General features: G+C 41.9%; 17 protein-coding genes. 14 read left to right on the plus strand and 3 right to left on the minus strand.

Annotated elements, in window-relative coordinates; all coding sequences use genetic code 11:
• The first annotated feature begins 7 nt into the window (after positions 1–7).
• From E0F88_RS15085 to E0F88_RS15115, 7 genes are all read left to right on the plus strand, one after another.
• Positions 8–574 (plus strand): RNA polymerase sigma-70 factor, encoded by a 567-nt coding sequence (locus tag E0F88_RS15085; RefSeq protein ID WP_131959106.1) that lies wholly within the window; start codon positions 8–10, stop codon positions 572–574.
• 15 nt (positions 575–589) lie between these two features.
• A complete protein-coding gene (locus tag E0F88_RS15090; protein ID WP_131959107.1) occupies positions 590–1,573 on the plus strand; it encodes a FecR family protein in 984 nt (327 codons plus the stop codon).
• A gap of 15 nt (positions 1,574–1,588) precedes the next feature.
• The gene (locus E0F88_RS15095) at positions 1,589–3,415 is read left to right on the plus strand and encodes an STN and carboxypeptidase regulatory-like domain-containing protein (protein WP_229213777.1); all 1,827 of its coding nucleotides are present in this window, start codon (positions 1,589–1,591) and stop codon (positions 3,413–3,415) included.
• A gap of 156 nt (positions 3,416–3,571) precedes the next feature.
• Positions 3,572–4,621 carry a hypothetical protein gene (locus tag E0F88_RS15100; RefSeq protein ID WP_131959108.1) on the plus strand — a complete coding sequence of 350 codons (1,050 nt, stop codon included), beginning with the start codon at positions 3,572–3,574 and terminating at the stop codon, positions 4,619–4,621.
• A 289-nt stretch (positions 4,622–4,910) separates the two neighbouring features.
• Entirely contained in the window at positions 4,911–5,393 is a 483-nt protein-coding gene (locus E0F88_RS15105; RefSeq protein WP_131959109.1) for a CHRD domain-containing protein, read from the plus strand.
• Between the two features lie 174 nt (positions 5,394–5,567).
• Entirely contained in the window at positions 5,568–5,807 is a 240-nt protein-coding gene (locus tag E0F88_RS15110; RefSeq protein ID WP_131959110.1) for a type II toxin-antitoxin system Phd/YefM family antitoxin, read from the plus strand.
• The gene (locus E0F88_RS15115; RefSeq protein WP_131959111.1) at positions 5,804–6,202 is read left to right on the plus strand and encodes a type II toxin-antitoxin system VapC family toxin; all 399 of its coding nucleotides are present in this window, start codon (positions 5,804–5,806) and stop codon (positions 6,200–6,202) included. Before E0F88_RS15110 ends, E0F88_RS15115 begins: the two co-directional genes overlap by 4 nt.
• Positions 6,203–6,261: 59 nt before the next feature.
• On the opposite strand, the gene alaS is transcribed toward E0F88_RS15115, so the two are convergent.
• From alaS to E0F88_RS15130, 3 genes are all read right to left on the minus strand, one after another.
• Entirely contained in the window at positions 6,262–8,913 is a 2,652-nt protein-coding gene (gene alaS, locus E0F88_RS15120; protein ID WP_131959112.1) for an alanine--tRNA ligase, read from the minus strand.
• 151 nt (positions 8,914–9,064) lie between these two features.
• Complete coding sequence (locus E0F88_RS15125; RefSeq protein ID WP_131959113.1) at positions 9,065–9,490, minus strand: hypothetical protein; 426 nt, start codon at positions 9,488–9,490, stop codon at positions 9,065–9,067.
• A gap of 40 nt (positions 9,491–9,530) precedes the next feature.
• Positions 9,531–9,767: a hypothetical protein gene (locus E0F88_RS15130; protein WP_131959114.1), complete on the minus strand. Its 237-nt coding sequence runs from the start codon at positions 9,765–9,767 to the stop codon at positions 9,531–9,533.
• A gap of 418 nt (positions 9,768–10,185) precedes the next feature.
• Here E0F88_RS15130 and E0F88_RS15135 point away from each other — a divergent pair, with 418 nt between their 5' ends.
• From E0F88_RS15135 to E0F88_RS15165, 7 genes are all read left to right on the plus strand, one after another.
• Positions 10,186–10,563 (plus strand): hypothetical protein, encoded by a 378-nt coding sequence (locus E0F88_RS15135; RefSeq protein WP_131959115.1) that lies wholly within the window; start codon positions 10,186–10,188, stop codon positions 10,561–10,563.
• Positions 10,564–10,810: 247 nt separating this feature from the next.
• Entirely contained in the window at positions 10,811–11,539 is a 729-nt protein-coding gene (locus E0F88_RS15140; protein ID WP_220466303.1) for an RNA polymerase sigma factor, read from the plus strand.
• 122 nt (positions 11,540–11,661) lie between these two features.
• Positions 11,662–12,714, plus strand: coding sequence for a FecR family protein (locus tag E0F88_RS15145; RefSeq protein WP_131959117.1), 1,053 nt, complete (start codon positions 11,662–11,664; stop codon positions 12,712–12,714).
• Positions 12,715–12,871: 157 nt separating this feature from the next.
• Positions 12,872–16,411: a SusC/RagA family TonB-linked outer membrane protein gene (locus tag E0F88_RS15150; protein WP_229213778.1), complete on the plus strand. Its 3,540-nt coding sequence runs from the start codon at positions 12,872–12,874 to the stop codon at positions 16,409–16,411.
• Between the two features lie 18 nt (positions 16,412–16,429).
• A complete protein-coding gene (locus tag E0F88_RS15155; RefSeq protein ID WP_131959118.1) occupies positions 16,430–18,277 on the plus strand; it encodes a RagB/SusD family nutrient uptake outer membrane protein in 1,848 nt (615 codons plus the stop codon).
• 22 nt (positions 18,278–18,299) lie between these two features.
• A complete protein-coding gene (locus tag E0F88_RS15160; RefSeq protein WP_131959119.1) occupies positions 18,300–21,458 on the plus strand; it encodes a SusC/RagA family TonB-linked outer membrane protein in 3,159 nt (1,052 codons plus the stop codon).
• 11 nt (positions 21,459–21,469) lie between these two features.
• Positions 21,470–23,266, plus strand: a complete 1,797-nt coding sequence (locus E0F88_RS15165) for a RagB/SusD family nutrient uptake outer membrane protein (RefSeq protein ID WP_131959120.1) — start codon at positions 21,470–21,472, stop codon at positions 23,264–23,266.
• Positions 23,267–23,306 lie beyond the last annotated feature (40 nt).

Genomic DNA, 23,306 nt, shown 5'->3' on the forward strand with positions numbered 1-23,306 from the left:
GTTTGTAATGAACGCAGCCAATACTGAAGGACAATATTTGAATAAAGACAGGGAAGAAGAATTTGAATTTGTTTTCAAAAAACATTTCAAGAGCCTTCATACCTACGCCTGTACCATCCTGCGAGATGAGGTGATGGCCGAGGAAATGGTACAAAATGTCTTTTGCAGATTGTGGGAAAAAGCCGACCAGATTCAAATTAACGAATCAGTCAGTGGTTATCTGTACCGGTCTGTTTACCATGAAAGTCTGAATTATATTAAACATTTGAAAGTAAGAGATGCTTATCAAAGTTACGCGGTAACACAAATGGAAAATCCGGATAATACTGCCCATAATTTAGAGCTCAGGGAACTTGAAGAAAGGCTGGAAACTGCCTTAAATGAATTGCCCGAAAAATGCAGGACGATTTTTCAGATGAGCCGTTCCGAAGAATTGAAATATCAGGAAATTGCTGACATACTTGCAATACCTGTCAAAACGGTTGAAAATCAAATGGGTAAGGCACTGCGATTGCTGCGAATAAAACTGGTTGATTTTTTACCTGCTTCGTTTTTGTTATTTTTTCTCAGTTAATAAAATAGAAAGATCGTGGATACAGATTTTAATGACATGATGGATGATCTTCTGGTGAAATGTATGTTGGGAGAGGCAACAGATTCGGAACAGAAGCAGGTGGACAATTGGTTGAAGAAGAAGCAGGAAAATCAACGCTATTTTTCTCATTTCAAGCTGATCTGGTCGAAAAGCAGAGAGCTGGCTTCGCAAAGTACGGTCAGTGAACAGGATGCCTGGGAGCGTTTCAAAATCAGGACACAAGGTGAAAGCGGTGTAATACCTTTAAAACGAAATATCTGGAGTACATGGGTGCGTGTTGCGGCAGTTATGCTGCTTACCGCTGGTGCGGCCTGGCTGGTTTATCTTTTTACTATTCAAAGCGTTTCTCCGGACCTGGTCACCGTAAAATCAGATTCCCAAACATTAACCGACACTTTACCCGACGGCTCTGTTGTAACACTGAACAAACGCTCTTCGATTTCTTATCCCGAGAATTTTACCAATGAAAAAAGCAGACAGGTAACACTGAACGGCGAGGCATTCTTTGACGTGCAGCCGGACAAAACCAAACCTTTTGTGATCTCGGTAAATGATGTGACTGTAACCGTGGTAGGTACATCGTTTAACATAAAAAGTAATTCGAAGGAGACGGAAGTTATCGTGGAAACGGGTTTGGTTGAAGTTGCAAAAGATAAACAGAAAATAACAATTAAGCCGATGGAGAAAATCACAGTTCCTGCAGGAAATGTTGATTTGATAAAAGAAAAAAATGAAGACGAATTTTATAAATATTACCGGACCGGAAAGTTTATTTGTAGAGATATACCGCTGTCGGAGCTGGTTAGTAAACTGAATGAGGTATATCATTCGAACATTGTTATTGAAGGAGAGAAGCTCAGAAATATGAAAATAAATACAACTTTTGAAGAAGCGCCATTGTCCAAAACGCTGCACATCATTGGTGAAACATTTAACATATCAGTTGATCAAAAAGGCGATGCAATCGTATTGAAATAGGTTTATGAATTCAAAATGAAATATATTTTCAGGCTTTTTAAAGTAGTTGCACTGGCCATTTTGTTTATGGTCGGTGCATTGCCTTTATGTTTTGCACAGAAATTATTAAATCAAAAAATCAGTATTACTGCCAACCGTCAACCCGTTTCGGAGGTTCTGCAGACGATAAGCCAAAAGGGAGGATTTTACTTTTCTTACAATAGCACGGAAGTTCCGGGAGACAGCCTGGTAACATTTTTCGCCAAAGATCAATCGGTGAAAAACGTTCTTAATTTGCTTTTAAAAGGCAATTTTCAATACAAAGAAACAGATGAATATATTATTTTGCAACGGGCTGCGGAGGAGAAATTTATTTACATAACCGGTCGTATTTTTGATTCCGAAACAGGTAATGCGGTTGATTACGCAAGCGTTTATTCAAAAGTCTATTTACTTTCTTCCCTGACGGAAGACGACGGTTCTTTTCGTCTAAAATTAAAAGAGCGTGTTTTTCCTTTTACCCTGAACATCAGTAAAGTGGGTTATGCCGATACGTCCGTGTTGATACAGTCTGAGCGTAACATCGATTTACGAATAAACATACATCCACAGGCAATCGACCTGGATGAAGTTTTGGTATATAATGCAGCAGGAGACCATACCTGGCTTGCCCGGCTTTTTGTGAATTCGCGGCTACGGGCACAAAGCAAAAACATCGGCAGATTTTTTGTTTCTCTGCCTTATCAGGCGTCGCTCACTCCCGGCTTAGGAACACATGGCAGGATGAGCTCTCAGGTAACGAACAAAGTTTCGGTGAATTTAATGGGAGGTTATACCGCTGGCGTAAACGGTTTGGAGCTGGCGGGCTGGTTTAATATTTCAAAGAAGAACGTCAGGTATGTACAACTTGCAGGTGTTTTTAATGTTGTTTCAGGGCATGTAGAAGGTCTTCAAATGGCAGGTGTTCACAATCATGTGCTCGATTCGCTGGTAGGTGTGCAGGCATCGGGATTTGGGAATATTATTGCTAAAAATCTAAAAGGTATTCAAATCTCCGGCTTTTTCAACAAAACTTCGGGAGGTTTTCATGGCGTTCAGCTTGCGGGCGCGGCAAATCTAACGGGGCAGGATTCCAGAGGTTTGCAGGCTTCCGCGATTATAAACCGGGCTGGTGGGAATTACAATGGAACTCAGTTAGGCGGAGCCGTCAACATCGTAAAAAAAGACATTTCGGGTGTCCAGATTGCCGGTTTGGGAAACGTGGGCAGGAGGGAAGTGAGCGGTTTGCAGCTGGGTTCTGTTAATTACGCCAAGAACCTGAAAGGGATCCAGATCGGAATTGTAAATATTGCTGACAGTTCTTCGGGATACAGTATCGGTATTTTTAATTTTATCAAAAACGGAACCGGAAGTGTTTCTGTTTTTACAAATGATATTGTCCCGTTTAACATCGCCTGGAAAACAGGCAGTCATAAATTTTATAGTATCCTGATGGCTGGCTCAGGCATTGGTCATCAGGAAAAGGCTTACACATTTGGTTTAGGTTTTGGAAAAGAATTCCGGCTCGGAAGGGCGCTTGGGTTGGTAACGGAAATTTCGAGCCAAAACCTTTACCTGGGAAGCTGGGAAAATGCGCCCGTGATCAACCGGCTTCAAACAGCCCTGAATCTAAGTCTTTCGAAAAGGCTTTCCCTTTCTGCGGGTCCTTCCTTTTCGCTTTTACACAACAAACAAGTTGAGGCAAAAGCGGGCTTTAAACAATTTCCTCCTAGTAGTTACGCAATTTTTTCAACAGGTAAAACGACAAGCAGCTGGCTGGGCTGGCAGGTGGGAATAAGCTGGAATTATGGTTCGTCATTGTAAGGTACGGGCTTGTTTTTACTAAAAGTCTTTAAAGATTTAGGGTAAGGCCTCAACAGATTGTCGGTACTGCACATACGGTGTAAACCGCCTGAATTGAAGGCCTGCGATTCCATGGTTGACGCTGTATGTGTTTGATAATCTTTAAATACAAACACAATGAAAAAGTCTCAAATTATCCTTTTGCAAATTCTTTTTGCAGTTATACCTGCTCTAAGTTCCATCTCTTTATTTGCTCAATCCGATACCATACGTTCGTTCCATATTGGATTGGTTTATCCAATCAGTTCAAATGGGTTAAAAGCAGCAGAATATAGCAACCGCTTTTCACTTCACGCGATTGCGGGAGTTTCAAAAAATGAAACGGTTATCGCTGTTTCAGGTGCTGCGAACATTACAAGACAGAATGCGGACGGCGCGGTTATTTCCGGTTTGATGAATTTGATCGGGAATTCCGCAAATGGTACGCAGATAGCAGGATTTGCCAACATTACAAGAAATGAAGCAGCTGGTTCGGGTGTTGCCGGTTTTATGAATCTGGCAGGAAGCGGAAAGGGTGTTCAAATAGCCGGATTCGCAAATGTTATTAAAAACGATATGAAAGGATTACAGGTTGCAGGTTTTCTCAACAAAAGCAGAAATACGGGCAGTCAGGTTTCCGGATTTATGAATGTCGCGAAAAATGTGAAAGGTATCCAGCTCGCAGGTTTGATTAATTTTGCCGACAGCAGTGATTATCCGATCGCGCTGTTGAATTTTGTCAAAAACGGAGAAAAGTCGGTTAGTTTAACACTCGATGAAACGCTTACCGGAATGGCGACGTTTCGTTCCGGCGGAAAGGTTTTATACGGGATTTTAGGAGTAGGGTATAATTTCAAAGACGACAGAAGGTCTGTCTATGCAGTCGAATCAGGGCTTGGTGCCCATATTCCCGTAGCAGGTTCTTTTAAGATCAATACAGAAATCGTTAATCAATTTCTCTCCGATTTTAAAAAAGGAGATTATGCCAAATATAATCTTCGGATTTTACCAGCTTATAAATTTGGGAACCACTTTGAAATCTTTGGCGGACCAACAATTAATTATATAAAGCACAGTAAAAACAAAGGCTACGATTATATTGATAAGTTTATATGGAGTAAAAACGGAAGCCGTGATTTCCAGGGAATCTATGTTGGATTTAACGCGGGAATCCAGTTTGTCTGGTGAGCAATTGATAGTTTACGGAAAGCCTTTAAAATTTCCTTCTCTTTTGTGATTTTCGTATATACTTACCCGTGTGACTGTCTGCCAGTTTGTGGTTCACTTCAATTAATATACTAGTGGGCACAAATGGTGTAGATAAATTCGTCAAAAGGTTACACTTTTACTCACCAAGGCTGTAGTGCGATACTGTTTACTCTTTTGATTGTTAGCGATTTGGATATTTTTTGCCTGTTCCGGTACTATATTTTTCAGAATATCGGGCAAATCAAATATTTACAAAATGCTTAACGATATGAAAAAATTAGCATTAATGGGTACGTTTCTGTTGGCTGTAGTGATGGGATGTAAGGATGATGACAACAGTATAACTGATCCAATCCCGCTACCTGATCTGAAAGTAAGTACAACACTTTCAGGCGCTAACGAGGTGCCTGCCAATTCTTCTACCGCAACAGGATCAGTAAATGGGACGGTTAATCAGGAAACCGGTATTCTGAGCCTGAACATTATGTACAGCGACTCAGCAGCTTCCGATTCAACCGCAGCGGATTCGTTATTTACGCCAACAGCCTGGCATATTCACAAAGGCGCGGTGGATACAACAGGTGCAGTCGTCATCGATTTTGGGAAGACTTTTTCTACGCCTTTTGCATTTAAAGATACGCTGTCGGAACAGCAGCTTGCTGACTTAAAAGCCGGTTTATACTATGTTAACATTCACACAGCGAAATATCCCAACGGAGAAATTCGTGGTCAGCTGAAAACAGAGGAATAGTAAACGAAATTAAAGATCATAGAAAATACTCAACGTTATAAAAAGTGTTAAAAGCAGGCTCCAAGGGGTCTGCTTTTTTTGTTTAAAGCCATAACTACTGAATTTTTTGAGCTAAAATTTTCTTGACAACTTGTCAATTAGGTTTTATATTTGTTTGGTTTAAAGAAGATAGACATGAAGACAATGACTGTGGGAGAATTTAAAGCCCAATTTTCCGAGGTGATTGCCCAGGTTAAGGCGGGAGAGGAAATTGCAGTAACTTTTGGCAGGAAAAAGGAAGTGGTTGGATATTTCATGCCGCAAAAAGATCAGTTCAAATCTAAGAAGCGCGTTTTAGGTATTTTAGAAGGGAAAGCTACTGCCGCTTTTAATGAAGATTTTGAAATTACAGAAGAAGAGTTTTTAGGATTATGAAATATTTGCTCGATACACACACTTTAGTATGGGCGATGATTGATAGGGGAAAGCTTTCACCTAAAGTTAGCGGCATACTGGAAGAGCCGTCAAATGAAGTTCTTGTGAGCACAATAAGCTTTTGGGAAATCTCGCTGAAGTTTTCTCTTGGCAAATTAAATTTACACGGAGTAACTCCTGACGAAATTCCGGAGCTTGTTGGTCAGATGCAGTTCAGGATTATGCCGTTAAACGCAACCGAATCGTCCACTTATCATAACCTGAAAACTTTACACCATCGGGACCCTTTTGATAGAATGCTAATTTGGCAGGCAATCCAAAGTAATCTGGGTTTTATCAGCAACGACAATAAAATGCAGGAATATCAGCCACAGGGATTGCGTTTAATCTGGTAGGTGCAAAAAAGTAAAGCTGCCCCAAAGAGCAGCCTTACTTTTTTATCAATGATTCAATTTTAGAACAACTCCTTCGCTTTTTCCAGAGCAGTATCCAGTCCGCTTGCGTCCGAACCTCCTGCTGTCGCGAAGAATGGCTGGCCTCCTCCGCCTCCGCGAATTTCTTTTGCCAGTTCTTTAACAATTTTACCTGCGTTTAAGCCGGTTTCCTGCACAATGTTTTCGGCTATGTAAACAGAAAGCTGTGGTTTTCCGGCAATTTCGGTACCGAAAACAGCGATCAGATTTTCAACCTGGTCTTTTAGTTCATACGATAATTGTTTCAGAGAATCTGCCCCCGGAACATTTACTTTTGCTACAATCAGGTTAAACGTTTTATGCGTTTTCATACGGCTGATCAGTCCTGTCTTAATTTCCTGTAGTTTTTCGTTTTCCATTGCCGTAATTTTTTTCTGCAATGTGTTACGTTCTTCCAGAAGATTCTCAACCGCTTTGATCAGATCGGTTGGTCCTTTTAACAGTTCTTTTAGCAAGTAAATCGTTTCTTCTTGGCGACGCATAATTTCCAGCGCCTTTTCTCCTGTAACAGCTTCAACCCGGCGAACGCCCGCAGAAACCGAACCCTCCGAAGTGAATTTGAAGATGCCTATTTCGCCCGTTGAAGGAACGTGAGTTCCACCGCAAAGCTCAAAGGAGAACTTTGGATCGAAAATGATCAACCTTACGAAGTCACCATATTTTTCTCCGAAGGTTGCCGTAGCACCTTCTGAGATCGCCTGCTGAATGGGCACATTACGTCTTTCATCAAGAAGAATGTTTTCCCTGATCTTTTCATTAACGCGGTCTTCGATTCTTCTCAGCTCGTCATCGGTCACTTTGGAAAAATGCGAAAAGTCAAAACGGAGCACCTCGTCGTTCAGATAAGATCCTTTTTGAACAATGTGCGTTCCTAAAACTTCACGCATCGACGATAACATCAAATGCGTTGCAGTGTGGTTCGCTTTAATTTTTGCCCGGCGCCCGTGATCAATTTTAGCTAGAACATGGCTTGCCTGCTGCAAAACGTCATCCAGATTTTTGTCCGTTGATATATGTACAAAAAGGTCATTTTCCTTTTTGGTATCCGAAATGTTGATTGTTTTCAATCCGGTTCCAACTGGCACTTCCAGCACACCGGTATCACCAACCTGTCCACCCATTTCTGCATAAAAAGGGGTGCGGTCAAGCACAATATGGTATTCTTCGCCGGCTTTGGTTTTAACCTTGCGGTATTTTACAATGTTGCTATGCGTTTCTTCGAAATCATAACCCAAAAATTCTACACCATCTGATTCCCGCAATTCGATCCAGTCGGTAGCTTCCTTGGCTGCATCCTGTCGCGAGCGTTTTTTCTGTTCCTGTAAAGCAGACTGGAAACCGGTTTCGTCGATTTGAAATCCTTTCTCACGTGCAATAAGTGCAGTTAAATCAACAGGAAAGCCAAAAGTGTCGCTGAGTTCAAAAACTTCGTCTCCCGCGATTACACTGATTCCTTTTGCTTTAAGGGAAGTTGTGATAACATCCAGTCTTTTCAGGCCGGATTCAAGTGTTCGCAGGAAGCTTTTTTCTTCTTCCAGAATCACCCGTGTTACAAATTCTTCCTGTGCTTTCAGTTCTGTAAATACATCCTGAAACTGATCTGACAGAACAGCCACCAGTTTATGAAAAAATGGTTCCTGTAATCCCAAATATGAATAGCCGTAACGAACTGCACGGCGCAAAATCCTGCGGATTACGTATCCTGCTTTCACATTCGAAGGCAATTGTCCGTCGGTGATAGCAAAAGCAACGGCACGGATATGATCCGCAATTACCCGCATGGCGATGTCCGCAAACGGCTCATCGTTACCGCCGTAAACCTTTCCGGAAAGACTTTCCAGAACCTCGATCGTATTTTGAAAAACGTCCGTATCGTAATTCGACATTTTACTTTGAACGGCCATACAAAGACGTTCAAAACCCATTCCGGTATCCACATGTGTTGCAGGAAGTGGAATCAGTGAACTGTCGGCTTTACGCTCAAATTGCATAAAAACCAGGTTCCAGATCTCAACAACCTGTGGATGATCATTATTAACAAGCGATTTTCCGGATACAAGAGCAAGATCAGCTTCCGGACGCAGATCGATATGGATTTCTGAACACGGACCGCACGGACCGGTATCACCCATTTCCCAGAAATTATCTTTTTTATTTCCAAGAATAATACGGTCTTCACCTACGATCGGTTTCCAAAGGTCCCATGCTTCCTGATCAAATGGTACACCATCTTTGGAATCACCTTCAAATACCGAAACGTACATTCTTTCTTTTGGGAGTTTATAAACCTCCGTCAGCAGTTCCCACGCCCAGGTAATGGCTTCTTTTTTAAAATAATCTCCAAAAGACCAGTTCCCAAGCATTTCGAACATGGTATGGTGATAGGTATCAAAACCTACATCTTCCAGATCATTGTGCTTTCCTGATACGCGAAGGCATTTTTGAGTATCTGCAATCCTGGAGGAAGGCGGTGTTCCGTTTCCTAAAAAAAAGTCTTTAAACTGCGCCATTCCTGAATTATTGAACATCAGGGTAGGGTCGTTCTTAGCAACCAATGGAGCAGATGGTACTATTAAATGTCCTTTACTGCGGAAAAAATCCAGAAAAGCCTGTCGTATTTGATGCGAGGTCATAAAATAATTTGCGTGTTGACATGTGAAATCAGGAGGTTAACCCGATTCATATCTTTTAAATTTCCCGCAAATGTAGTGAAAAAATATAGCCTAAGCAGACTTTCAAACCGAGACTTTCCAAGTCTTTAAGACTTGGAAAGTCTAAAGAAATTTATGCTTCAGCGAAATGATGTATTTCAAGATTTCTGATCACATCATTACAGTTGGCACAGGCCTGAATTCCTTTCTGAGCAAACCACCTGCATCTTGCTTTGATCGGACAATGTAAAACGGCATTGGTAACAGGGTTGTTCATCCGTTCGATAATCGCACCGACAAGGCCGCACTGATGCTCCTGGTCGTTCCATTGATGACAGCCTTTTTCGATGCATTTACCTGCAAAACGAAACCGCTCTTCCGCAGGACGGCCGGTTTTTGCTGCCTCTGTAAATGTCTGATCAACTGTGATCGTTTCTTTCAGGTAGTCGATAGTACCCTCTGAATTTTGTATGCCGAATAATTGCGCCCCCGGTTTGCTGAGGTAGCTCGGGCAAAGCAGTGATTCTGTTCCGGACTTGTCCTTTCTTCCAGTTGCCATTATCATGTGGAGTTTGAGGTATACTGACTTTTGAACAACATCAGATAAAAAGATCCTTTTGTATCCGGGCATAAATTCCTTCGATTATCGGTCCGGGAATCTTGATTTTTTCCAGTTTGATTTTTCTGCTTAAAGCAAGATCTCCGCGGTTGTCAAGACCGGCAAGTTCTTTCATAACCACTTGTGCAATACCGGAAGAAATTCTGGCATGTTGTTCTTTGGTAAGTTCCACGCCTTCGAGGGCGGCGAGAAATTGAGTTGTTGTTTCCGTTTTCATACATTCTGATTTTTTTATTTAAAAGTTTAATCAAAATTAAAGTCAACATAGTTATATTTTTAGAGTTGAAATACCTGACTTTTCTACCAGGTAGAATGGTTTCCATGTACGTAATTTCCCGCAGCAGACATTTGAAAAACCTTTCTAAATCACGATTTAAAAGGAAAATTGATTTTTTTAGTGCTATTTACTGATCTTGAGCTTAACGAAATTTGCTGGTGATAACTGAAATAATTTTGAACCAGGAAAATTTGCCTGCTGTCAATCGTGAAACAGTTCGGATTTGGCGAGTATAAAAAGCGATTTAATTACTTTTTTTATAAACGGGGTGAGTGTATTTATTCTGCCTGATTTTAAGAAGTAAAATAATTTATTAGACGTTTGAACAACTGTTCATAAAAGTATTAACGTGCTGTACATGAAACCGTATTCGGATTATTCGGCCGAAGAGTTAGCGATGGAAAATCTTTTTATAAGATGGGTCCGGTTTCCGGATGACCCTTCCATTCGTGCTTTTTGGGAGAACTGGATAATCAAATATCCTTACATGAAGGAGAATGTCGACAGGGCTCGTGAACTTGTACTCACCGCTTCGGACTGGAAACCCGACATGCTTTCGAATCAGGAAGTGAACTCCATATGGGGCAGAATTCGAAGTTCTCTGGAAATTATTGGCGAAAAGGAACCCATCCATCCTGCCGTAAAGTCATTTGGAGCAGGAAACATCATTAAAGGAATCGTGCTGCTTATCATGTCGCTGACCTTCCTTTTTTTTTTACTATGGTTTTTTGTTTAGAAGTTCACTAAACGCTGCTTTTATATATTTCAAATAAATTTTCTGCACAAATTCGTCGCCAGACCGCACCAGAGCGAGGTTGACAGGCCCATTATGCCATAATTTTATCCAGGATTCAATTTTATTATTCGTAGAATTAAAATAACTATTAGGGGTAAATCCAAGTTATAGCGTCAGGTTCAATAGGCGCAAGCATCATTGTAATTTTTAAGGAAAAGAGACCAAGGTCGGATCGGAAATTATGGAAATGGAAAATGGAGTCACTTTACCTGGTAACTATTCTCAGGCAAGCGGAATATTACCTAAGGAAATTCTCAGTTCAGACCCGTTATGGGATTCATTGAAGGCAGGAAATTATTCTGCTTTTGAGAAGATCTTTAAACTTAATTATCCCTCTTTATTTAATTACGGACTACGTTTCAACCAGGATGAGGACGAAGTCAAAGATTGTATTCAGATACTTTTCCTGAACATCTGGGAGAGAAAGGAATTTCTGGGCTCGTCCGACTCAATCCGCAATTACCTGATGGCCTCACTTCGCCGGCTGATCCTCAAAAGACTAAAATCCAATTCTATTTTTGTTGAGTTAGGTGCAGAAAATCCTGAGTTTCACATTGAACTCTCCGCCGAATCACAAATGATCTATGACCAGACGCTGACTGAAAATAATAACCTGCTTCAGGACGCGATCCAAAACCTACCAGATCGCCAGAAGGAAGCACTCTATCTAAAGTTCTATAACGACCGTTCATTTGCCGATATCGCTGCAATAATGAACATCTCCACAAGGGCAGTTTACAAGCTGATTTACAAAGCCCTGGATTCACTTAATGAAGAGCTTGTTCTGCAATCAGATAAAGCTTCTTTTCTGATCGGATCCTTCATTCTTTTTCTTCAGGCGGCCTTCTTTAATATTCTTAGCAAATCAACTTTTTTGGAAAATTTGCAAACGTTTGCGGAAGACTTAACTATCTGATTATTAGAATTTTATATCTATTTTTGATAAAAATGTAAATATTTCTTCAAAAAAGAAGACGGAACGAGGGTCACTTTGAAGATTATCTTGCTTTATTAAATTAAAGAATAAATATTATCCTATTGAAGAAAATTTACGATCATTTTACTTGTAACGACTTTATCCTGGATGAGGATTTCCGGGCATGGGTTAATGGCTCCGCTCCGGAGAAAGATCATTTGTGGGCATCGTGGATGCGCTCAAACCCGTCACGTAAAACTGAAATCGAAAAAGCCCGAAGAATCTTAAATGCCATACAAATAAAAGGTATTGCCCCCGAAGCAGAAGACGTGCATCAGGAATGGAAAAAACTTGAATCTTCTTTTACTACACCAACCATTTCTGAGCAGGAAGTGATTGTCAATCCTTTCCGCAGAATATTTACGTTTTTTAATATACTCGCAGCTGCGTCGGTTTTACTTGTGTTCTTTTTTGCCGGACGTTTTTTATTACCAACTACTGGTGAAACCGTCATTTCTTCTGTTGAACAAAAAACCGGTAACGGGCAGCAACGGGATATCAAATTGCCTGACGGAACGATTGTCAGATTAAACGCGGGTTCCACCATTACGTATCCCAAAGTTTTCCCGGATACGCTTCGTGAAGTGACGCTTTCAGGAGAGGCCTTTTTCAGTGTAGCTAAAAATGCAAAGTCGCCATTCATTATTCATACCGGAGAAATTGTGACAAGGGTTCTTGGGACTTCCTTTAATGTAAGAGCCTATCCTGAAAATGAGGATGTTCAAATTGCAGTGGTTGAGGGCAAAGTAAAAGTTAATACAAGACTGGCACCGACTGAGGATAAAAACAGTGTGTGTCTCACTGGTAATGAGATGGTCACTTTTCAGAAGACAAAGGGTGAGCTGATCAAAAGTGATTACGACGAAAAGGAGCAGATTGGCTGGAAAGACGGGATTCTGTATTTCGAAAAGTCAGACTTTATCTCAACGGTAAAAAAGCTGGAACGCTGGTACGGAGTCAGGATCCACATTGCCGACCTGAAAAAACTGGATGATCCCAGCTGGCGATTCAGCGGAAAGTTTCAGCACAAACAGCTCGAATACATTCTCAATGTAATGAGTTACCCCAACCGATTTTCATATACGATAAATAAGGATACCGTAAACCTTCAATAATCTAACTAAACATGCCCTTGAATACAAGCTAATAAAAAACCGGTAACCCAAAGGCTACCGGTCCGCGGATGTGACTTAACCAAGCATAAGAGTTGGCGCTCAATCAAAAATGGTAAAAGTCACCTGAATGAATTGTTAAATTCAAACCATCAAAAATATGGAATATAAACTACTACAACAAATTGTAGCGATGTCTAGGTACGCAGTTGTCGGTATGGTTTTGCAATGCCTGTTCGTCGGGTTATTGTCGGCCTCTGATGGTAAAGCCCAGGAGCAGAGCATTGAGAAAATCATTATTTCTATTAATCTTAAAAATGTAAAACTGGAAGACGCTTTTGTTGCGATCAACGACAAAACGGATTTCAACTTTCAGTATGATCAGAAGCTTGTTCAAAACAAAAAGGTTGATCTGAACTTTTCATCAACCAGTATTGGCAAGATCCTTCGGCACATTTCAAAAGAATCCAATCTTAGTTTTAACAGAATCAACGAAACGATTTATGTTTCGAGTGCCAAAAAGCAAACTGTGACTGAGGTTATTACCAAAGCAAAACCAACTTCTTCACTTCCTGCCCATGAAAATGAGCCTGTACTTTCTACAGAGGAATTTCACGCCAACCGCCTCACCCGGGTAATGAGCAACAGTCTGAATGCAATGGCTGTAACCGTTAGCGGTGTTGTGAAAGGAGACAATGGCGAAGCGCTTCCCGGTGTAAACGTAGTGGAGAAGGGAACTGTGAACGGTCTTTCAACAGATACAGAAGGAAGATATAAAATTACAGTAGCATCAAATAGTTCGGTTCTGGTTTTTAGCTATATAGGATATGTAAGCCAGGAACATCCGGTTGGAACCAAACGGACTTTTGACGTAAAACTGGCTTCCGAAAATAAATCGCTTGAAGAGGTTGTCGTAGTAGGTTACGGTGTTCAGCGTAAAGAAAGTGTGGTTGGTGCGATCACACAGGTGGATAACAAGGCGCTGATGCGCTCAGGAACTTCCAACATTACCAACGCCATTGCAGGTAAATTGTCAGGGGTATTAACCATGCAATCGAGCGGAGAGCCCGGTAATGACCACTCTGAAATTATCATCCGTGGTCTTTCCAGCTGGAACGGTTCCCAACCATTAATCATGGTTGATGGCGTTGAGCGCGATTTTAAGGACATGGATCCCAATGAGATTGCAACAATCTCTGTTTTGAAAGATGCGTCTGCTACGGCGGTTTTTGGTGCTAAAGGTGCAAATGGTGTGGTGATTGTAACTACTAAAAGGGGAGCAATTGGTAAGCCGAAACTGGATTTCACTGCCTCATACGGTATGTCGAAAGCCACACGTATCCCTGATCACATCAGTTCATACAGGACGATGTCGATGTACAACCAGGCATTGATGAACGGACAGCAATTCACAGAGTTGATTCCACAAAATGCTTTAAATGAATACAAAAGTCCTACAACTGCTTTGAATGCTTTACGTTATCCTGACGTAAACTGGTTTGAATTGATGACGAAACCGTTTGCTGCTAACGCCAACGCAAACTTTAACCTGTCAGGAGGTACCAACTTTATCAAGTACTTTGCATCCGTTGGATATTCTCACCAGGGCGACTTCTTCAAGGCATATCACGAAGGTTACGACGACACGCGTTACTGGTATAACCGGTTCAACTATCGTACGAATATTGATTTTAATCTAACAAAATCGACAACGCTTTCACTTAATGTAGGTGGAGAAACGGGAATAAAAAACCAGCCAACGGACTCACCATGGAGAAACTTGTATTCGACAGGCCCGTCAAGATATCCTGCCTATTTCCCTGCATGGGTTTTGGAACAGGTTCCTGATCCTGATTATCCAAACGACAGTGGCGACAGACTTGCGATGAACTTCGGCGAGTTTACCGGAAACCCATATACATCCATGAATAGGGGTAGCTTTAACAGGTACCTGGATTCCAAATTATTTACAGATTTGATCCTGGATCAAAAACTGGACGGAATTACGCAGGGATTGAGCATGCGTGGTAAAGTTTCACTCAGTACATATTATCGGAATAACTCTCTGAACGCATCATACTCATTTCCTGAATACCAGCTTAATTACGACAAAATCGGTAGTGAAGAAAATCCATGGTTTCGGAACGGACAGGGTAATGAAATGTTCCAGTTGGGACCTTTGGATATCAACGTAGGTAACCTGGAAAATGACTATTACAAAGATCTTTACTACGAATTTTCAACCAGTTATAACCGCACGTTCGGTAAACACAGTGTTTCCGGGCTTGCACTTGTAAACCGTCAGCAAAAGGATAAAACGACACAGTTTCCTTATTATAACCAGGGAGCGGTTGGACGTGGAACATATGATTATGCAGGTAAATACATGGTGGAAGTTAACGTAGGTTATACAGGTTCGGAGCGTTTTGCGCCAGGTAACCGCTATGGATTTTTCCCGTCCGGAGCTATTGGTTATATGATGTCAGAGGAAAAATTCATGAAAAACAGCGTTCCCTGGATCAGTAAGCTGAAATTCAGATATTCTGACGGTAAAGTAGGTAGTGATATCGCTGCAAACCGCTGGTTGTATCTGAGTGATTATTTTAAGGATAACGCAGGTTATATCCATGAAGACCTGGGTGCGAATACAGTTTCACAATGGGAAGAAGCGCGTAAGAGAGACTTTGGTGTAGAAGTAGGTCTTTTCAACGACAGCTTCACTTTTACAGTCGATCTGTTTGATGAGTATCGTGAAAAAATGCTTCTGGTCCCACAAAGCGTAACCATGCTCGTAGGTAATTCTTTCAAAGAACTAAACCTGGGCCGTTTGAAGAAACATGGTATCGAGCTGGAAATGGAATACAGAAAAAATCTTACTTCCGGCTTTGCATACTTCGTAAAAGGTGTATTCGGGTTTAATGAAAACCGTATCCTGTTTAAAGACGATCTTCCTTATGCATTTGATTATCAGAAAGCGCAGGACAAACCACTTGGTGCTCAGCTGAGCGGGGTAGAGCTTACCGGAACAGGATACTATACTTCTGTGGATGATATCCATAACAACGTTTCGGCAATTGATTTGAATAAACTCAGCGTTGGTGACTACAAATTCCTGGATTATAACGGGGATGGTAAAATCACCAATCTGGATAAATATCCGATTCCGGGATCTGACTATCCTCCGCTGACCTATTCTTTCAACGCGGGTTTCTCATACAAAAAATTTGATTTCAACTTCCTGTTTACAGGAAACGTAGGTAAATATGTTGAATTCAATCAGCCTTACGAGGTAGAATTTATCAAGGGTGACTGGCGTGTTCACGCTTCGCAGCTTGACTACTGGACACCAACAAATCCGGGTGCAAATCACGCAACACTGCACTATTCTGCGGGCGGAAGTACCGACAACCTTTTCTGGGGTGGTGGTGAAGCCGACAGAGGTTTTGATATTATGGTGAAAAACCGTTTCTGGAGAAATGCAAATTACATCCGTTTGAAAGAGGTTTACGCTGCATACACTTTCAATTCGAAAGTATTGAAGCGAGTATTGGGTACATCGAATCTGTTGTTTTTTGTTACGGCTAATAACCTGCTGACAATCACCAAGTTGATTGAAGGAGACCCGGAAGCAAAAGATTTCAACCAGGGTTTTTATCCTCAGATGACAAGTATCAAATTTGCTATCAGAGCTGCATTTTAAATACAAAAATCTATTAATATGAAAAAATATATCACCATACTACTGGCGCCGATACTGCTTATCGTATTGTTGTCGTCTTGTGTAGAAAGCTTTCTGGATAAAGCTCCGGAGTCAGGTTTAACAACCGCCGATGTATTTTCCAAGTACGAAAACTTCAAAAGGTTTTTTGATGCCATCTATGAAGGTAACAAAAACGATGCGGGTACCTGGCGGGCTTACAATATTAAAACGGCCTATTCATTGTATTTCGATTTCTGGGATCAGAAATACACCATGGAGTCGCTGACCGACATGAGTGACATGGGGCGTCTGATGGATTCGCAGGTTGTAAAGGGCGGTTCTGTTTCAGCCATTATTAACAAAATGACCTATGACCGTTCACGACGTCCGATTCTTGGTGCAATGTTTGAGATCATTCGTATTTGTAATACTTCTATCAAAAACATTAATTTACTTAAAGATGTAAGTCCGGTTGACATCAACGACTTTAAAGGTCAGGCGCACTTCATTCGTGCGTTCGCTCACTTTGAACTGTTCAGACTTTGGGGACCAATGCCTTATCTAAACACTGTGATCGGTCCGGATGATGCCTGGGATATTCCAAGGCTTTCCAAACACGAAACACTTATGCGTATCGCTGCGGATATGGACACTGCTGCAATGTACTTTGAGCAGGGAAATCTGATGCGCCGTGACCCGGGACCTGGCATTGCCGGCCATTTGAACAATCCTGAACAAAAACGTCCGAACGGAGTCGCTGCAAAAGCCTTCAAAGGTCGTGCACTTCTTTATGCTGCAAGTCCATTAAATAATGAGTTGGGTATCAAGGATTGGGAAAATGCGGCAATTGCAAACTGGGAAGCAATCAAAATTGCAGAAGCAAATCAGTATGACCTGCTTACACAAGCTGATTACAAGAAAAACTACATCGGCAACCTGTATTCAAACGAACAATTGTGGGGTTGGTCTGCCGGAACCAAGGCATATAACACAGGAGATCTTAATACACAAATGAACGGTGTTTTTGGTGGTGGTAAAACGGGTTGGTCTGGTGAATGCCCTACACAAAATACCGTCGATAAATTTGAAACGAAGTGGGGAGAACCTTTGAATACCGATGCGGACCGAAAAGCAGCAGCTGCAGCCGGACATTACAACGAACAGGATCCTTATGCGAACCGTGACCCAAGGTTTTATATCGATATTATTTACAACACCGCTCCGGTTCCCGGATACGGTGCAGCGCAAATCTATTATCAGACTGTCAACGGTGCCGCCGTTTACGGACAGTTACTGGATCAAACCTATGCAGGTATCACACGTACAGGTTATTATGAAAGAAAAACCTGGGGAGAGCAAAGCGTAAACAATAAAACGACTCCTCAATACACCGATCCTCTGATCCGTTTGGGCGAGCTTTATCTGAATTACGCAGAAGCTGCAAATGAGGCGTATGGTCCAAACGGATCTGCACCAGGAGCGACAGTGACGGCTCTTCAGGCGCTAAACAAAATCAGAAAACGTGTCAGCATGCCGGAAGTGTTGCCTGCTTTTGCAGCATCAAAAGAAAAACTGCGAGACAGGATCAAAAACGAAAGGACGATTGAATTGTGCTTTGAAGGAGGCCATTATTTCCACGACATTCGCCGTTGGAAAGATGCACCTGCGGTAATGAGTGGAACTGTAATGCGTGTGGACATCGAGAAAGTACCTGTGAGTACAACCTATCCGACAGGTTACAGATATACCCGTCTGCCATTATCGGCTGATCGCCAGGTGCGCTGGAAAGAAGCTATGTACTATTTCCCATTTAACACGGAAGATATGTACAAAATGAAAAATTTTGTTTCCAACGAAGTTTGGTAGCCTTACCCTTAAACTGATGATTATGAGATTTAATATAGTTTACCAAAAACTTGGTTTCGTCGGCTTGCTTTTACTAACGCTTCTTGCAGGAACAGTAAATGCACAGGACAAATCAAAAAAATCAAAGCCTGTTAATGTCAGCCTGAAAGTGACTGATGAAATGGGAAATCCAATTCCCAAAGCGACTGTTGTTGTCGGCGAAGGTATGATTCATACTGAAACCGATGCCAGCGGTGGCGTTAGCTTCAAAGCGTTGCCAGAGGATTTTATTTCCGTTTCTTCTTACGGATATGGCCGGAAAGTATCGTTGATTGGAGAACTGATTGAGGATAATATTGTACTTAAAAAAGCGAAACTGTTCACGACCCCGGATGATCTGGTACCAATGCCTTTTACAGAACTGAAAAGGAGAAATTTAACCGGAAATTATTATACATTGAAAACCGGAGATCTGGAACGTTATCCGAGCAATGACCTCAGGAACGTATTTGCAGGTCTGGTACCAGGGCTTGAAGTGGTGGAACGTGATGGTTCGGTAGGTCTTAATGCCGAAGAACAAAATGGTAACTTTCGTGTAACGGATAAAGTCAACTTATATTCGAGAGGAAACAGCCCGATTTTTATCATTGACGATATTCCTGTTGATATAACCGAAATGCCACTTGACCCTCAGGAAATTGAATCTGTAACGGTTATAAAGGACATCATTGGTAAGGCAATGCTTGGACCAAAAGGTGTAAATGGAATTATTTACATTAAAACCAAACGCGGAAGAGTTCATGAGCGTGTGATGAGTGTAAGTGCCGAACAGGGTGTAAGCAGCATCGATCGCTTTCCGGGGTGGGCTTCTGGTGCAGATTATGCAAGACTGAACAACACTGCAAGAACAAACAGCGGGTTGACACCGTTATACGATGAAACGGCGATCAGTGAATATGCCAAGAATGATCCCTATAGTTTTAAATATCCAAGCGTTGACTTCCGCAACCTGCTACTGAAGAATACCAAAACCTTTACACGGGCTAACTTGTCGTCTATGGGAGGTAACGAAACGGTTCAGTACAATGCTTATTTAGGATACAATGGCGAGGGCGATATTTATAAAATCGGCAGCAAGTCGGATTACCACAGGGTCAACGTTCGTTCAAACATTGATATCAAAGTAAACGAATTGATTAAGGTAAAATTTGACTTTTTTGGAGGGATGACCATCCGTCGGTCTCCGAACTATGGCTACAACTCAAACTTTACCAATGAGGATGGAAATACCAACACGGCCCTGGATCTTGTTGAGTTTAATACGGTTTTAAATGAGACTATCAACACGCCTCCGATCGCTTTTCCGATTTATGCTGCGTTTGGTGACAATCCGGTAGCACCATGGTATGCTGTGAGTTCCAATACGTCTTACCGGCAAAACCCTATTGGAAACATCATGCACAACGGATATTACACCGAAACAGGTCGTACGGGTGCTTCCAACCTTACATTCGAATATGACTTGAAAGAGTTGATACCTGGACTCAAATCCAAAACATTTGTAGGTTTCAACGTTTACAACAGTGTTCGGATCGGAAAGGCAGAAGACTATATCGCTTACGTGGTTGTTCCGGGAGTTACCGCCAGCGGTGCTGATACGGTAAGGCTGAACAAAGTGCACGACGGAACTGATATGTCTGGACAGGAGAAACTACATGATTATTATTCTCAGCGTTTTGTCATTTATGAAAACCTTAGTTATCAGAAAGCCTGGGATGCACACGATGTACAGGTTGGTCTGACTTACTATCTGGGTAAAAACTCTCGTAATGGTATCGAAGAACCACAGCGCTTGCAAAATGCAATTTTCACAGGAACATATTCTTTCAAAGACAAATACATCTTCCAGAGTGTAGTAAACTATGCGGGAACTTATGGTTTTGATAAAGGTAAAAGGTATGCTACTTTCCCATCCGTTGGCTTAGGCTGGGTATTATCTGAGGAAGGTTTTTTATCAGATGTTAAATCTGTAAATTATCTTAAACTTCGCGCAGAAGCAGGGATTCTGGGTTTTGAAGGTAACCCTCCTGCATTTTCATATCTGGACAGATGGAGCGTGAACTCAACCGGATCTGCATTTGGTCCCTACACAACCAATCAGTGGTTTGGAAGCAACACAGATAACCAGGTTTACAGAACCGTTCCGGCACGTATCGGAAATCCTGATCTTACCTGGGAGAAACGTAAGGAGTTCAGTGTAGGTGTGGATGCTTTGCTTTTTAACAGCAAACTTTCAGCAGAAATTAGCTATTACAATAACCTTCGTGACGGTATTATTGTACAGCAGGCAGCAAACACAATTCCTTACACGGCCGGTGTTTCCAACGCGAGACCTTACATCAATGCCAACAAGCTTAGATTCAAGGGGGTAGAGTTAGGTCTTCAGTACTCTGACAAAATTGGTGCTTTGAAGTTCTCGGTTGGTGGAAATGCTTCCATTCAAAACAGCAAAGTGCTACAATGGAACGAACCTAGTTACCGCTTTGATTACCAACGCAGAACAGGTTCAACCACTGATGCCTATTTCGGACAAACATACATTGGCAAATTCGCTACCGATGCAGAAACCAGAATTGTCCCTCAGATCTATGACGAAACCCTGAAAGCCGGTGATTTGAAATACAAAGACATGAATAATGACGGCATCATAGACGACAATGATTCCAGTCCGATCGGTCACACATCTCCAAGGTTGATTTACTCTGTAAATCTGAGATTAAACTTCAAAAACTTCGAACTTGTAGGTATTGGTAACGGACGGGCATTTTATGATATCCCTATGACCAACAAGTATTTCCAGAACGGTTGGGATAACAACAATTACTCCAATTTTGTAAGAGACAATATCGATGGTGCTTACCCACGTCTAACTTATCAGAAAGTAAACAACAATTTCGTAGGATCGAACTTCTGGTTAAGAGACGGCGGATTCTTCAAAATCCAGAATGTTGAACTTGCTTATAACGTACCGTTGATTAATGGAAATGTAATAGGCGCGCGTGGTATCCGTCTGTATGTTCGCGGAGCAAATCTGCTGACTGTTTCAAAAATAAAGGATGTTGATCCTGAATCAATCAATTCAGGAGTTACAGTTTATCCATTGTTTAAAACATTTACTGCCGGTATTAAACTTACATTCTAATCAGAATTGCTATGAATTTCAGAACAATATATAAAAGCGTACTTTCCCTGGCTCTGGTGAGCGTTTCGCTGGTTTCATGTAAGGATTATCTGGACCCCTATCCAAATGGTAACCGTACCAGCGACGATATCTGGAGGTATCAGGACATGGTACAGGGATTGGTTGGGAACTGTTATGAAAACATGACCCGTGAATACAACAACAATGAGGGCGTGTACCTTGATGGTGCCACGGACGATGTAGTAATCACATCCACTACCAATGCTATTGCCAGAATGGCAGTTGGTGCTTTACCAACGAGCCAGGATCCTTTCCTGACTTATTGGGACCGAGACTACCGCTCTATCTATCAGGTAAATCTTTTTCTGAAAGACCGTCGCGGTTACAATACGCGCTTCCTCGTAAATCAGCATCTGGACAGTCTGGTAAAAAATCGTCTTCAGGGTGAAGCATTTGCCATTCGTGCCTGGTTTCAGTGGGATCTTTTACAAAAATTTGGGGGAAAGGGTAGCGATGGCCAGCTTTTGGGCTTTCCGATTGTATTGGAGCCACAGGATATTTCAAAGGAAGTAAATCTTGTTCGTAACACTTATGATGAATGTGTGAAACAGATTTTGGCGGATTGTGATTCGGCATATAAATATCTGCCGATTGCTCACCGCGACTTTCTGGTGCCGAACATTAATGACCGTGCGTATGCTGGCGCACGTTACTGGGGACGTTTTGATGGAATTTCTACACGTGCTATAAAAGCAATGGTATATTTAACCTGGGCAAGTCCACGGTTCAATCCAGGAAATGATGTGACACGCTGGGACATGGCAGCCAAGTTTGCCAAAGAGGTAATGGACTTTAAACTCAAGACCGATGCAGTTACCAATGGTTTCGGACCTGCAAAAGCGGTGAACTGGTTTGATCCTAACTTTGGCGGTATTGTCTTTGCATCCAGATACAACAATGCCAATGACGCCATGGAAAGGATGTTTTATCCGGCAGGCTTTCAGGGAACAGGTGCCGTAGGTGCAACGCAGGAACTGGTTGATGCCTTTCCAATGAAAAATGGATATCCTATCACCGATCCTAAAAGTTTGTATGATCCTGCAAAACCGTATGATAACCGGGATCCGCGTTTTTATGCCACGATCTTTCATAATACTGCCAAAGCTGTCAAGATCAATACAACGACAACGATGTACACTTTTGAAAACTGGCTTGGTGCAAAAGATGCAGCAGGACCTGCCAACATCAGCCGCACCAACTATCATATTAAAAAGATGGTTTTCATGGGGCTGAATTTCAGTGATAACTCTGTAAACAGACAACCTCACTTCAAGATTTACATTCGCTGGGAGCACATGGTACTTGCTTTTGCAGAAGCAGCTAATCAGGTGGAAGGGCCTTTGGGAAGTAAATATGGCCTTTCGGCCAAAGATGCAATGGCATACATCCGTAACAAAAATAACACCGACGGGGGCAAAGGTTTTACAACCGATCCCTACCTGACGGAAGTTTCTGCCGCAGGAAAAGCTGCTTATAATGAATTTGTTAAAAATGAAAGAAGATTAGAGCTTTGTTTCGAAGGACAGCGCTTCTTTGATATCCGTCGCTGGTCAACAAACCTGACCGACATCAACAAGCCGGTACACAGGCCTAGTATTACCAGAAATGCAGACGGAACATTTACTTACAAACTTAATGAAACCGTTGAAGGACGCGTATTTTCATCAGCTTATCTGCCTATCCCGTATGCTGAAATGCTGAATATGAGCAAGCTGGTTCAGAATGAAGGTTGGGACGCCTGGAAATAAACTTATTGTCTGTCTGCCGACTAACATAGAACGGCGGACA

The organism is Dyadobacter psychrotolerans, assembly GCF_004349265.1.
Taxonomy (GTDB): Bacteria; Bacteroidota; Bacteroidia; order Cytophagales; family Spirosomataceae; genus Dyadobacter; species Dyadobacter psychrotolerans.